Here is a 13,200-nt window from a genome sequence, read left to right as displayed (position 1 = left end):
CATCTCGGAGGACCCAGCATGAAGGTGATCGTCCAGATCCCCTGCCTCGACGAGGAGAGCACCCTCCCCCTCGTGCTGGCCACGATCCCCACGTCGATCCCCGGTGTCGACGTCATCGAGACCCTCGTCATCGACGACGGTTCGAGTGACCGCACCGCGCAGGTGGCGCGTGAGCTGGGCGTCACGCACATCCTCAGCCACAACAGTCCGCTCGGCCTGGCCCGCTCCTTCCGCGACGGAGCAGACTTTGCCCTCGCGCACGGTGCCGACATCCTCGTCAACACCGATGGTGACAACCAGTACCCGCAGGAGCGCATCGGCGACCTCGTCCAGCCGATCCTGACCGGCGAGGCGGACATCGTCGTCGCCGACCGGCAGACCAAGACCATCGCGCACTTCTCCCCCTTCAAGCGGCGGATGCAGGCTCTCGGGTCGGCGGTGGTCAACCGGGCCGCGAGCACCGACCTGCCCGACGCGGCGAGCGGATTCCGCGCCTACTCCGCCGCCTCGCTGATGCGGCTGAACATCGTCACCGAGTTCTCCTACTGCATGGAGACGATCATCCAGGCGGGCCACAAGCGGATGTCGATCGTCTCCATCCCCGTGGTCACCAACGAGAAGACGCGCGAGTCCCGCCTCTTCAAGAACATCTGGCAGCACATGGGCAAGTCGGCGTCAGCGATCATGCGCTCCTTCATCATGTTCAAGCCGCACGCCTTCTTCGGCCTGCTCGGCACCCTGCTGCTCCTGCTGGGCCTGATCCCCTTCGTGCGTTTCCTCGTCCTCGTGGCGATGGGCGACGGGGGTGGCCACATCCAGTCGCTGATCTTCGGGACCGCACTCCTCGTCGGAGCGCTCTTCTCCTACGCCCTCCTGATCATCGCCGACCTGCAACGCACCAACCGGGTCCTGCTCGAGGAGACGCTCGAGCAGCTGCGGATCCTGCGCTTCGGTCCCGTCACCACCCGCGATCCCCGCGATCCCGACGGGCCAGCCGACGGCTGAGGCCGCGCACGACTCCGGCCACGGCGATCACGAGGAGCACCGAGGCGAGGACATCGCTCGGGCGGTGGGCATGGCCCACGACATTGCCCAGGCAGGCCACGGCAGCCACCCCGCCGAGACACCACCCGAGCCAGGCTGGTCGCTCCGAGGGAAACATCATCGCGATCGCGACCGCTGACGCCACGACCACGGCTGCATGGGTCGACGGCATGGTGTTGTCGACGTAGGAGTACCCGTGGTCGGGCCGAGGCAGGGTCACACGCAGCCATCGGGCCAGCGGGATCGAGATGAGCGGGACCAGGAGCGCAACGGCCATGACGGCCCGTTCCCCCCGGACCAGCCGCCATCCCGCCACCAGCCCGAGGGCGACGAGCATGACGAAGGGGAGGACCCTGCGTGCGGCGATCGGCAGGACGTCCCGCAGCGGCCCGTAGGGCGGTCGCTGCGCCCAGCCGAAGACCTGGTCGTCGAGCCACTGCCCCGGCACCGTGCGCACCGCGATGCCATACAGGCAGATGAGGGCAGCTACGGCGACTGCTGTGGGGTACCCGTCGAGCCATCGTCGCGCCGGCCACGTCCCTTTGGCATATTTCACAGCGCGCCCCCTTGCCATCTCGACTTCGTCAGGGTATTGCCAGTACCCAGTCAATGTCAGTAAGGTTTTGGTCAAGTCGCGGGCGCCACTGCTCCGCACGCACATTGAGGGGAAGTCAATGACCGAGGCAACCAGCAGGCCGATCTCACGCAGGACGGTGGCCAAGGGTGCGGCCTGGACGACTCCGGTCATCCTCGGCGGCGTCGCTGCTCCCGCGTACGCCTCGAGCGGCACCAAGCCCACCATCTCCTTCGGCGCCGCGTGCAAGGCGCCGGGCAACAGCTGCAACCCCTTCGTCAAGGGGTACGTCTTCACGGCGACGATCACCAACACCTCCAACAAGACGGTGTACCTCTACGTCCCGCCGACCATCGTGGTGAGTGGCACGACGCTGACCCTGACGTATGTGGGCTACGACGACGGCGGCACCCTCAACACGGGGAACATCGCGATCCCGCCGAACACCACGCGGACCGTGCGGATGAACACCACGTCGACCAACAGCGCAGACCAGGTCTTCACCTTCACCATCTCCTTCACCTGGGGCCACACCCCGGACCCGGACGACGACCACGACCACGACGGGACCTTCGTCTCCGCCACGGTCAACGTGCCTGGCACTCCTCCCGACTGCTGCAAGGACCCGTCCGCCACGACGTCGAGCACGACTGCCGCTCGCTCGAGTGCCCAGACCAGCTCCACGACGAGCACGGCTGCCGCGCCCACCTCGTCCTCGGCACCGGCCACTCAGGCTCCCCCGGCGTCCCTCGAGCCCTCCCCCGTCACCACCGCGGCACCCTGACCGGTTCCCGTCACTGACGACGAAGGGCGCCGCACGAGAGATCTCGTGCGGCGCCCTTCGTCGTGGCGCTCAACCCCACCTCAGGCGCGGCTGCGGGTCTTGGTCCTGCGGGCTCGCCGGGTCTCGCGCTCGACCTCCTGCTCGTAGGCGTGGTAGCCGTACCGGTAGGCACCCTCCGCCTTGCCGGAGACGAAGTTGCGGGCAAACCCCGAGACCTTGGCGCCGACGGTGTCGAGCTGGCGCAGTGCGGCAGCCAGGTCCTTCTTGCGGGTCCGGTCGACGCCCACGACCATGAGCAGGCCGCCGGTGAGCCGCTCGATGACGACCGCGTCGATGACCGGCACCACGGGCGGGGAGTCGACCAGGACGAAGTCGTACTCACCCACCAGGGAGCGCAGCAGCGCCTCCATCGGCGCCGAGCCGAGCAGCTCGCTCGGGTTGGGCGGGACGGGCCCTGCCGGCAGGACATCCATGCCGTGGGAGCCCCACGGCTGGATGACGTCGTGGACCTCGGACTCGCCGAGCAGGACGCTCGTGAGGCCCACGCTGCCTTCCATGCCAAGGGTGCGGGCGACGGACGGGTTGCGCAGGTCGGCATCGACGAGCAGCGTGCGGCGCCCGGAGTCGGCCATCGCCAGCGCGAGGTTGGCCGCCGTCGTCGTCTTGCCTTCGCCCGGCATCGCCGAGGTGACGACGAAGGAGTGCCGACCCGTCGTGACGTCGACGAACATCAGGTTGGTCCGCAGCCGGCGGATCGCCTCGGCATGCCGACCGTGCGGGTCGTCCTCGACGCTCACGAGTCCCTTGGACGAGGACCGGTCGAGGGGCAACGCGGCCAGCATCGGCGCATCCGAGTGCGCGCGGATGTCGTCCTCACCACGCACCTTGGTGTCCAGCGAGTGCCTGATGAAGGCGATGCCGATCCCCAGCACGAGACCGGCGAGCAGACCGAGGCCGATGTTGCGTACCGGGTCCGGAGACACCGGTCGCGACGGCGCCGACGCCGGCTGGATCGGCGTCGAGACGACCTTCTGCCCGGACGACTTCAGCAGCGTGGAGAACTCCCCCGCCACCGCGCCGAGCTGAGGGCCCACCTCGTTGGCGACCTCTGCGGCTTCCTTCGGGTCGGACGAGCGGGCAGTGACGTTGAGGATCGAGGTCGAGCCGGTGACGTCGGCACGCACGTCGATCGGATGCCCCGGCTCGAGGCCGAGCTCCTTGCGCAAGGGCTCGAGCACGGCAGGAGTGTTGAGGATGGAGACATAGGTGTCGAGGTCGTCGCTGGTGAGGACGAAGACATTGCCCGTGGTCCGCGCGGCATCCCCACCGCGCCCCTCCGCACTGAGGTAGATGCGCGCCCTGGCCTCGTACACCGGGGTCGTGAGCAGGGTCAGGGCGGTGGCCGCGAGGACCGCCAGCACGACGCACGCAGCGATGAGCTTCCACCGCGCCCTCAGGACATTCAAGAACTCGCTGAACTGCACTCTTGCTCCTCCCCAAGTGCGCGAACCGTCCAGCGCCCGATGCGCCGACGGTAAGGTCAGTGTGACGCCCCCCACCCACTCGCGAGGAGTCTATAAGGTGCGGATCCTGCGGATCTCCCACAGCGGTGTGGTGGACGACTGGCGAGCACGCGAGCGAGTCGCCCGCCGGGCCGGTCACGAGGTCGTCTCGGTGACCGCCGTGCAGTGGGACGAAGGGGGCCGCACCGTCCCCCTTCGTCCGCGCGAGGGCGAGGACGTGCGCGGGGTGCGCACCCTCGGCAGCCACCCGGCGCTCTTCGTCTACGACCCCCGGCCGCTGTGGCACCTCCTCGGTGAGGACTGGGACGTGCTGGACCTGCACGAGGAGCCCTTCGCGCTGGCGACCTTCGAGGTGCTGGCCCTCCGGGCACTGCGCCGCTCGCGCACCCCCTTCGCCCTGTACTCCGCGCAGAACATCGACAAGCGCTACCCGCCTCCCTTCCGCTGGATGGAGAGGTGGGCGCTGCGTCACGCGAGCGCCGTCAGCGTGTGCAACGACGAGGCCGGCCGCGTCGTCACCGGCAAGGGACTGACCGGGCGTGCCGTCACCATCGGGCTGGGCGTCGACACCCAGCACTTCTCCCCCGCGGCCGAGCACGCTCTCGACCCGCACGACCTCGTCCGGGTCGGCTACGTCGGTCGCCTCGAGCCGCACAAGGGGGTCGACGTCCTCCTCGAGGCCATCGCAATGAGCCCTCGTCTGAGGCTGTCCGTCGCCGGCGCAGGCTCGCAGGAAAGCGAGGTGCGCACCAGAATCACGCGATCGGACCTCGAGGGCCGGGTCGACCTCGTCGGACCGGTCGACAAGACGGACCTGCCGGAGTTCTACCGGGGTCTCGACGTGCTCGCCGTCCCGTCCCTCACGACACCGACGTGGATCGAGCAGTTCGGCCGCGTGGCGGTCGAGGCGATGGCCTGTGGCACACCGGTGGTCGCCAGTGACAGTGGTGCGCTGCCCGACGTGGTGCGCGGTGCCGGGCTGCTCGTCCCCCCGGGCGATCCGGCCGCCCTGGCGAGTGCACTGGACCACGTGGGAGCAGACCCTGAGGTCTGGGCCACAATGCGACGTGAGGGGCTGGCGCGCGCAGACGCGTTCACCTGGGACACGATCGGTGGGGACTACGTGGCGCTGTACGAGCACATCAGTGGCACAGGCACGGCCACACCCGCGGCGGACCCCGAGATCATCGTCGTGGCCTACCACCGACCAGACCTCCTGCGAGCGAGCCTCGAGCCCGTCCGCAACTTCCCGGTCACCGTCGTCGACAACTCGTCCGACCCGCTCGTGCGCGAGGTGTGCACCGAGCTCGGGGTGCGGTACCTGGACCCGGGCCGCAATGGTGGCTTCGCCGCGGGGGTCAACCACGGACTGGCCGAACGGCTCACGCCCGGTAACGACGTGCTGCTGCTCAACCCGGACGCCGTCATCGACGAGGCCGGGGTCCACCTGCTGCATGCGGCCCTGCGTGCCCGACCTGATCTGGCGAGCGTGGGACCGCAGCAGCTCGACGGCGACGACCGTCCGGGGCGGGTCGCCTGGCCCTTCCCGACACCGGGGGGTGCTGTCCTGGAGGCGATCGGCCTCGGGTCACTGCAGCGTGACCGCGGCTATGTCATCGGATCCGTGCTCCTCCTTCGCGCCGAGGCCCTCGAGCAGGTCGGGGGCCTGGACGAGTCCTTCTTCCTCTACGCCGAGGAGACCGACTGGGCCCGTCGCGCCCACGACCTCGGGTGGCGCCATGCCGTGGTGCCCGAGGTCACCGCCCGCCACCTCGGGGCAGCCACGAGCTCTGACCCGGGCCGGCGCGATGCGCACTTCCACGCCTCGCAGGAGCGCTACCACCGCAAGCACTTCGGGCCGCTCGGCTGGCAGGTCACGCGGGCAGCAGTGATCGTCGGATCAGCTGCGCGAGCGCTGCTCCTGCGGGACGAGCGCGGGCACGCAGCCCGCGACCGTGTCCGTCGGTACGTGCGCGGTCCGCTCCGGGTGGAGTCCGACCTCGAGGACCTGCCCCGATGACTGGCCCTGAGCGCCGATGAGCTCCACGGTCCGTGACCGCGTCACCGCCGCCAGCGCCCTCGTGCTCGTCGGCGGCGCCGCAGCCGGCCTGGGCTGGTTCGCACCCCAGCACCCAGCCGTGGCACTCGTGGCCGCGCTGGGCGTGCTCCTGCTGGGCATCTCTGCCGTCCAACCCGTCGTCGTCCCGCTGCTCACGCTCCCCCTGCTCTACGTCGCGGCCCGAGCCGTCTACGGCGGCACGGACATCTCGGTGTCGGACGTCGCCCTCGCCATCGGCACGCTGTGCGCCCTCCTCTTCGTGCGGCACCCGATCAGCTCTCCGTTACGCAACCTCCTGTGGCTCGTCGCCATCTACCAGAGCGCGACCCTCTTCACCGTGGTGGCCAACCCCTACCTGGCCAACACCCTGGACTGGGCGCACTCCGGCCTGCTCGTCGCCGGAGGACTCCTGCTGGGATGGAGCGTCGGGCGATCGGGCGCGGGCAGCCTCGCCCTGAAGCTCATGCTCGCTGCGGCGCTCGTCCTCGCCACGTGGACCATCGTGGTCGGCGTGCTGCATGCGTTGCAGGGCGACTTCCGACCGGTGTACCTCCAGCCGGGCATGCACAAGAACTTCCTCGGAACGGTCATGGGCATCACGGCCCTGATCGCCTACGTCCGGCCGGCCTGGGCCAACCTCAGTCGTCGGGTCGGCGTCACCGCCTTCTGGTGGTTGGCCATCGGCATCGGCTTCACCCAGTCCCGTCAGGCGGTGGTCGCCCTGGGGCTGGTCCTGCTCGTGCTCATCCTGCGCAACCGCACCGACCGTCGCCGTTCCAAGATCATCCTGCTCGGCATCGTCCCCGCCCTCGTCCTCGTCCTGACCCTGGTCCGCGACCAGCTGTCCAGCGGCAACGTGCACAACTCCGTCTTCCAGCGATTCACGTGGTTCCAGGACGCCATGGAGATCTGGCAGACGTCGCCGATCGTCGGAGTCGGGCTGCGGTGGTGGTACACCGACCGTTTCCCCGGTGGCTTCCAACCGCCCAACGCCGAGCTCGAGGTCCTCACCTCGGCAGGCATCCTCGGGCTGGTCGGGTTCCTCGTCCTGATGGTCGGCAGCGTCGTCATCCTGTGGAAGCTGCCCCCTGCCTACGGGACGCTCGCCGTCCTGGCCGTCCTCTCGCGCTTCGTCCAGGGTCAGCTCGACCTCTTCTGGGTCGCTGCCCAGACCTCCATCCCCTTCGTCATCGCCGGCATCTGCCTGGGAGCCCTTGCGTTGCGCGAGCACGACGATGCCGAGCAGGGGGCACTGGACGACCTGTCGCTGCAGGTTCCCGAGCACCCAGCGGCCATCGCAGGTGCCCGGCCGTGAGGATCACCCACGTGGTCTGCACGACCAACTTCGCCGGAGTCGAGCGTCACGTCGCGGTCCTCGCCTCGGCCCAGCACGACCAGGGCCACCAGGTCACGGTGCTCGGCGGCGACCTGGGGCAGATGAGGGAGGCGATCGACCGCCCGGGGGTGGAGCTGTCTCCCGCCCCCGACATGTGGGCCGCGCTACGGGGCCTGACCGGCCCCGCCGGTCGTCGTGCAGACGTCGTCGCGACCCACATGACGACGGCCGACGTCGCCGCGCTGATCAGTCCGGCACTCGTGCGGACTCCGGTCGTCAGCACCCGACACTTCGCCGCCCGCAGGGGAGCAACACCCGGCACCCGCTCCGTGGCCGAACGGCTGCAGTCCCGCCTGAGCGCGGAGATCGCCGTCAGCGAGCACATCGCCACGTCGATCGACGTCGATGCGACCGTCATCCTGCCCGGCATCCCGGACCGACCTGACGGGAGCGACCCGTCGTCGCGCTCGCGCACCGTACTCGTCGCCCAGCGGCTCGAGGCAGAGAAGTCGACGGATGTCGCCGTCGCCGCGTTCGCCGCATCGGGGCTGGACAGGCAGGGCTGGAGACTGTCCATCGCGGGCGACGGGTCGCAGCGCGCAGCGCTGGAGGGTCTGGCCGAGCGGCTCCAGGTGCGCGGCAGCGTCGACTTCCTCGGTCATCGCAGCGACGTCGACCACCTCATGGCGCAGGCGTCACTCTTCCTGGCCCCGTGCACGATCGAAGGGATGGGGCTGGCCGTCGTGGAGGCCATGGCCGCCGCGGTCCCCGTGGTGGCAGCCGCGGCGGGTGGCCACCTGGAGAGCGTCGGAGGCGCCCGGGACCCTGTGCTCTTCGCCCCCGGTGACGCGCAGGAGGCCGGGCACCTCATGGCGTCGCTGGCCGCGGACCCCGAGCGTCGCGACCGCTACGGCCGGGAGCTGCAGGAGCGACAGCGCAGGGACTTCTCCGTGGCAGCCCAGGCCACCGCCACCGAGGCGCTCTACCGCCACGTCATCGCGGCCAGCTCGCCGCGACCGACCATGGGCACGGGACGCGAGCTCGTCGTCGTCTCGCTGGAGCCGTGGGACCGGGTGTGGCGACGAAACCAGCACCTGCTGGCCGGTCTGCTGCTGGCGGAACCCTCGTTGCGGGTCCTCGTCGTCGAGCCTGCGCAGGACCCCGTCCACCGACTGCGCTCCGGCAGCGCCCCCCGGGTCGGGCGAGGGCTGCGCCGGGGACCGCACCTCAGCGGTGTCGGTATCGACAACCTCTGGCTGCTGGAGCCGACCAAGGCTCTCCCCCGCCGGCTGGACCCGGACCAGGACGAGCGATGGGCCGCGCAGGTCGAGCAGGCCGCGACGCGACTGGGCTTCACGCACCCGATGCTCTGGGCCAATGATCCCCATGGCGCTCTCGTCCTCGAGCGCACAGGATGGCCCACTCTGTACGACATCACGGACGACTGGCTCGAGGCCGACCGCGATGCCGTCACGCTGACCCGGCTGGCCACCCACGAGGCCACCCTCATGGAGCGGGCCGCCGAGGTGGTGGTCTGCTCACCGTCACTCGTCACGACGAAGTCACGGCACCGGCCCGTCACGCTGATCCACAACGCCGTCGACGCGGCGGCCACAGCTCGCCCGACCGCTCGGCCATCAGACCTGCCTGCCGGGCCCGTCGCCGTGTACATCGGCACCCTCCACTCCGACCGCCTGGACATCCGGCTGTGCGAGCAGACGGCCGAGTCGCTCGGCGATCGCGGCACCCTCGTCCTGGTCGGTCCGGATGCCCTGACCGACCGCGAGCGCGAGCGACTGGACGAGGCCGGTATCGTGCGCCTCGGGCCCAAGGACCGCCGGCTCGTCCCCGCCTACCTGCAGCACGCAGACGTGCTGGTCGTGCCGCACGTGGTCGACGACTTCACCGACAGCCTCGACCCGATCAAGCTCTACGAGTACCGCGCCGTCGGTCGACCGGTCGTCAGCACGCCGGTCGCCGGCTTCCGGGAGGCCGCCGACGACCGCCTCCGTGTCGTCGCGAGCCGCGACTTCCCTGCCGCCGTCACCACCGCCCTTCCGGCCGCCGACCGCTACCCCACCGGTGTCGACACCTCTGTCCCGACGTGGGCCGACCGGGTGCAGGAGATGCGGGAGGTCCTGCAGCGGGTGGAGGTGGGCCCGGACCCGGCCGACCCGGAGGACCGAGCGGTCTTCAGCGGGGCCGAGGTGCCGCTCGATGCGCGCGTCCGCTTCGGGCACGCGGCCGTCCAGCAGGTCGCCGAACGCGCTGGCGTGGACCTGCTCCACATCAAGGGAGTGGCACTGGACGACTCGCTCATCCATCCTGACCGCCATCCCACCGACGCTGATGTCCTCGTCCGGCCGGACCACATCGAGCAGCTGGTCGCCGCCTGCACCGCCGTGGGCTATCGCGCCACAGGTCGCTTCTCGACCAGCTCCCCCTTCGAGCACGCGATGACCCTGTGGCACGACCTCTGGGGCTATCTCGACATCCACCGACACTTCCCGGGGATCGGACTTCCACCTGATGAGGCCTTCGAGCGGCTGTGGTCGGCGAGGACCCACAAGGACATCGCTGCGGTCCCGTGCGCGACGCCCGCGCTGATCGCGCAGATCGGCATCGTCGTCCTGCACTCCGGTCGCACCTCGTCCATCGGTCGCGCGGCCCGGGATGTCCGGCACGTCTGGCACCTCGCCGACGAGCCCACCCGAGAAGCGGTCCGCGGCTGGGTGGCCCAGATGCACGCAGAGGTGGGCTTCGCAGCGGGTCTGGGGATGCTCGACTCCCTTCCCCCGTCGCCGGAGCAGGCGCTCTGGTCCGCGGTGGCCCGAGATGGCCGGATCGACGAGTGGCGAGCTCGGATCGCCGTCGCGCCGGACCGGCGGTCACGGCTGGTGCTCACCCTGCGTGCCTTCATGGTCAACACCGACCACCTGGCCACACAGCTGGGCCATCGACCCACCCGGGCAGAGACGCTGCTCGCCTTCGTCGACCGGATCCGTCGGGGCGCCCTGGAGATCCTCGGCCGAGGAGGAGACAGATGACGACGTCCTCCCGACCGGTCATCCCCACCGATGTCGGCTGGACCACGGACACCGACGTCCTGGGCCTCCCGCGGGTGATGGCCGCCCGCCTGCCGGGCGGCCCGGTGGTCATGCTGGCCGGCGTCGCCGCGACCATCTGGCTGAGCGTCGCTGACGGCGCGACACCTCTGGTGGCATCGGTCGCCGAGGCGACCGGTCACCCCGTCGCGACGGTGCGCGCAGACATCGAGGCATTCGTCGACGACCTCGTCGGGCAGCGTCTGCTCGAGTACCGCTGACGCATCGGCTCAGGAGCGGATGCGGCGCACCCCGCCGGGGTACTCGTGGACGATCTCCCCGATGGCCGCGCGCAGGTGAGGTGGGATCGCCGCGACGATCGCGTCCTCGCTCCCTTCGGTGTCGACCTTGACCAGGTCGATACGTCCCTCCCGCTCGAGGACCACGGTGAGCGCATCGGCCACGGCCTCGCACCGGATCTCGACGGCCACCCGGCCCTCGGTCGTGGACTGGTACTCCGCGAGCCCGCTGTAGCGGCCCACCGGATCGATGAGGAAGGTGGCCGGTCCGGCCACCGGCGCGAGTGCCGCCTCGTGCACGACGCACCTGTCCCCGAAGGGAGCGACGTTGTGCCGCAGGGTCTCGAGGTTGTGGGGCACCGGCTCCCAGACGTGCACCCGGCTCGTGGCCGAGCGGCTGAGCCAGTAGGCGGCACTGATGCCGATGTTGCCGCCGATGTCGACGACGACGGCCGGCTGGCCGGCCCCGTAGTCGTGGCGGTGGAAGACCTCGTTGACCGTGCGCACGTCGTGCGGGTGGGGCACGAGCAGCTCCAGCGGGCCGACGGGTGTGCGGAGCGTGACCGTCCAGGGGTAGTCACCTCTCCCCCGGACGTACCGGTCCAAGGCATCGACCGGCCGTCTGCTGGTCGTCAACGTCGACCAGGCGGCCCGGTAGTTGCGAGGACGGAAGGGAGCACTCCATCGCCGTCGCACGTCCGTCACCATCAGTAGGCACCGTCCTTGGCCAGCACCGCCGCGATGGTGCGCCACAGGATGATCATGTCCTGGGCGACCGACCAGTTCTCCACGTAGTACAGGTCGAAGCGCACCGACTCCTCCCACGACAGGTCGCTGCGCCCGTTGATCTGCCACAGCCCCGTCATGCCTGGCCGCACGAGCAGCCGTCGGCCCACGTCGCCCTCGTACTGCGACACCTCGGACGGCAGCGGCGGGCGAGGACCCACGAGGCTCATCTTGCCGGCGAGCACGTCGAAGAGCTGGGGCAGCTCGTCGATCGAGTAGCGACGGATGAATCGGCCGATCGGCGTCACCCGTGGGTCGTCCTCCATCTTGAACAGGACGCCGCGGTCCCGGTCGGACACCCGAGCCCGGCGCAGGTCCTCCAAGCATTCCTCGGCGTCGACGTCCATCGACCTGAACTTCGTCATGAGGAAGGTCTGGCCGTCCAGACCGACTCGCTCCTGCCGGAAGAGGACCGGGCCTGCGTCGTGCAGCTTGGTCATGACCGCGACCACGATCATCAGCGGAGAGAAGACGATGAGGAGTACCAGAGCACCAACCCAGTCGAGGAGGAACTTCATCGCCAGCCTGGGTCCGGAAAACTTCGGCGCCTCCACGTGCAGCAGCGGGAGCCCTGCCACGGGCCGCGTCAGCACGCGGGGGCCGGCAATCTCCGTCAACCCCGGGGAGACGACCAGGTCGATGCCGCTGCCCTCGAGAGCCCACCCGAGTCTGCGCAGGCCGGCGCTCCCCAACCCGTGGCCGTCGGCGCAGGCCACGACGTCGACGCCCAGCTCGATGGCCACGCGACCGGCGTCCCGCTCACGGCCGAGGACCGGGATCCCCTCGATGGCCTGTCCCTCGCTCGCGCCGCAGACCCCGATGACGCGGTAGCCGGCCTCGGGCACCGCGGCGAAGACCTGCACGAGCTGGTGCGCCGAGGTCTCGTGGCCGACGACGAGGACGTCATGACTGAGGTCACCGGCCGCCCGGCGACCGCCGAGCCACCTGCGCCACAGGCGCCGGGCCACCCACAGCCCGATGATCCCCGAGGGCAGTGCGAGGAGGATGTAGCCGCGGGCCACGGCCACCTGCAGGGCGAAGGCGAGCATCGCGACCGCGGCGAAGACCCACAGGGATGCCACCGCGATGATCCGGTACTCCGACGCTCCGTGACCGAGGATGTGCGCCTCGTAGGCGCCGTGGACACGCAGTGCCAGCCACCACACGAGCGCCAGGCCCGCGCTGAAGCTCGTGTAGGTCAGCGTGAAGCTGTCCGTGCTCGCCGCGACGTCGTTGCCGTGCCCATCGACGCCGAACCGGACGACCTGCGCGCCGAAGGTCGCCCAGAGGATCACGAGCAGGTCGGTGACCGCCAGCATGACCTGGAGCGGACGCAGCGCGGCACGACCTGCGCCGACATCGGGGTGGACCAGACGCGCCGGCCCGACCACGTCAACCTCGGTGGGTGGTGAGGGCGCTGGAGCCGGCCGTGCCGTCGGCGAGCCGGATCGCCTCGGCCATCCGGCCTCGGGTCACGACCCCCTGGACGGCCCGCATCTCGGCCAGGCGGGTGGTGGCATCCACGTGGGGACGCCGGGCGGTGCGCTGATTTGATCGGCGGATCGCCATCCGCCCCATCGTGTAGGCCGCGATGGGCAACGCCACCCAGCCCACGAACATCATGCTCTCGATCTGCACCGCAGCCCCTCCCAGAGTCCGGTGCGACGTCCGCCCGGACTCGGACTCATGAACCTCCCCGGCCATGATCCCGATATCGGACCTTACCAACCGCTTACTCTTCTTGACTAGAC

Annotated in this window: 11 protein-coding genes; 6 read left to right on the top strand and 5 right to left on the bottom strand. The window is 70.2% G+C overall.

From position 1 onward, the window contains the following. Window positions 1-18: 18 nt before the first annotated feature. Window positions 19-1,005 carry a glycosyltransferase family 2 protein gene (locus ASG73_RS08060; RefSeq protein ID WP_055993346.1) on the top strand — a complete coding sequence of 329 codons (987 nt, stop codon included), beginning with the start codon at window positions 19-21 and terminating at the stop codon, window positions 1,003-1,005. On the opposite strand, the gene ASG73_RS17545 is transcribed toward ASG73_RS08060, so the two are convergent. Then, entirely contained in the window at window positions 959-1,600 is a 642-nt protein-coding gene (locus tag ASG73_RS17545; protein ID WP_162253971.1) for a phosphatase PAP2 family protein, read from the bottom strand. The two genes, ASG73_RS08060 and ASG73_RS17545, sit on opposite strands and share 47 nt — an antisense overlap. Before the next feature lie 118 nt (window positions 1,601-1,718). Between ASG73_RS17545 and ASG73_RS08050 the strand changes: the two genes are divergently transcribed. Next, window positions 1,719-2,402 (top strand): hypothetical protein, encoded by a 684-nt coding sequence (locus ASG73_RS08050; protein WP_162253970.1) that lies wholly within the window; start codon window positions 1,719-1,721, stop codon window positions 2,400-2,402. A gap of 80 nt (window positions 2,403-2,482) precedes the next feature. On the opposite strand, the gene ASG73_RS08045 is transcribed toward ASG73_RS08050, so the two are convergent. Then, window positions 2,483-3,886, bottom strand: a complete 1,404-nt coding sequence (locus ASG73_RS08045; RefSeq protein ID WP_055993341.1) for a polysaccharide biosynthesis tyrosine autokinase — start codon at window positions 3,884-3,886, stop codon at window positions 2,483-2,485. Window positions 3,887-3,983: 97 nt separating this feature from the next. Here ASG73_RS08045 and ASG73_RS08040 point away from each other — a divergent pair, with 97 nt between their 5' ends. From ASG73_RS08040 to ASG73_RS08025, 4 genes are read left to right on the top strand one after another with little or no spacing between them, the layout of a single operon-like run. Then, entirely contained in the window at window positions 3,984-5,945 is a 1,962-nt protein-coding gene (locus ASG73_RS08040; protein ID WP_235499396.1) for a glycosyltransferase, read from the top strand. A 16-nt stretch (window positions 5,946-5,961) separates the two neighbouring features. Then, window positions 5,962-7,299 (top strand): O-antigen ligase family protein, encoded by a 1,338-nt coding sequence (locus tag ASG73_RS08035; RefSeq protein WP_055993339.1) that lies wholly within the window; start codon window positions 5,962-5,964, stop codon window positions 7,297-7,299. After that, a complete protein-coding gene (locus ASG73_RS18360; protein ID WP_156466205.1) occupies window positions 7,296-10,367 on the top strand; it encodes a glycosyltransferase in 3,072 nt (1,023 codons plus the stop codon). Before ASG73_RS08035 ends, ASG73_RS18360 begins: the two co-directional genes overlap by 4 nt. After that, window positions 10,364-10,645 carry a PqqD family protein gene (locus ASG73_RS08025; RefSeq protein ID WP_055993337.1) on the top strand — a complete coding sequence of 94 codons (282 nt, stop codon included), beginning with the start codon at window positions 10,364-10,366 and terminating at the stop codon, window positions 10,643-10,645. Before ASG73_RS18360 ends, ASG73_RS08025 begins: the two co-directional genes overlap by 4 nt. A gap of 9 nt (window positions 10,646-10,654) precedes the next feature. On the opposite strand, the gene ASG73_RS08020 is transcribed toward ASG73_RS08025, so the two are convergent. The 3 genes from ASG73_RS08020 to ASG73_RS08010 are packed head-to-tail and all read right to left on the bottom strand — an operon-like array spanning window position 10,655 to window position 13,087. Beyond that, window positions 10,655-11,371 carry an FkbM family methyltransferase gene (locus tag ASG73_RS08020; RefSeq protein ID WP_055993335.1) on the bottom strand — a complete coding sequence of 239 codons (717 nt, stop codon included), beginning with the start codon at window positions 11,369-11,371 and terminating at the stop codon, window positions 10,655-10,657. Further along, entirely contained in the window at window positions 11,371-12,840 is a 1,470-nt protein-coding gene (locus ASG73_RS08015; protein WP_055993333.1) for a sugar transferase, read from the bottom strand. Before ASG73_RS08015 ends, ASG73_RS08020 begins: the two co-directional genes overlap by 1 nt. Window position 12,841: 1 nt before the next feature. Further along, window positions 12,842-13,087: a hypothetical protein gene (locus tag ASG73_RS08010; RefSeq protein ID WP_156466204.1), complete on the bottom strand. Its 246-nt coding sequence runs from the start codon at window positions 13,085-13,087 to the stop codon at window positions 12,842-12,844. Between the last annotated feature and the right edge of the window lie 113 nt (window positions 13,088-13,200).

Origin of the sequence: Janibacter sp. Soil728 (genome assembly GCF_001428305.1) — a bacterium.
Taxonomy (GTDB): Bacteria; Actinomycetota; Actinomycetes; order Actinomycetales; family Dermatophilaceae; genus Janibacter.
This window is presented reverse-complemented; position numbering and strand designations above follow the sequence as displayed.

What these genes read in the sequence shown, in the direction of transcription:
- ASG73_RS08060 (WP_055993346.1), top strand. Translation starts at nt 19, where the DNA reads ATGAAGGTGATCGTCCAGATCCCCTGCCTCGACGAGGAGAGCACCCTC.
- ASG73_RS08050 (WP_162253970.1), top strand. Translation starts at nt 1,719, where the DNA reads ATGACCGAGGCAACCAGCAGGCCGATCTCACGCAGGACGGTGGCCAAG.
- ASG73_RS08020 (WP_055993335.1), bottom strand. Translation starts at nt 11,371, where the DNA reads ATGGTGACGGACGTGCGACGGCGATGGAGTGCTCCCTTCCGTCCTCGC.
- ASG73_RS08035 (WP_055993339.1), top strand. Translation starts at nt 5,962, where the DNA reads ATGAGCTCCACGGTCCGTGACCGCGTCACCGCCGCCAGCGCCCTCGTG.
- ASG73_RS08025 (WP_055993337.1), top strand. Translation starts at nt 10,364, where the DNA reads ATGACGACGTCCTCCCGACCGGTCATCCCCACCGATGTCGGCTGGACC.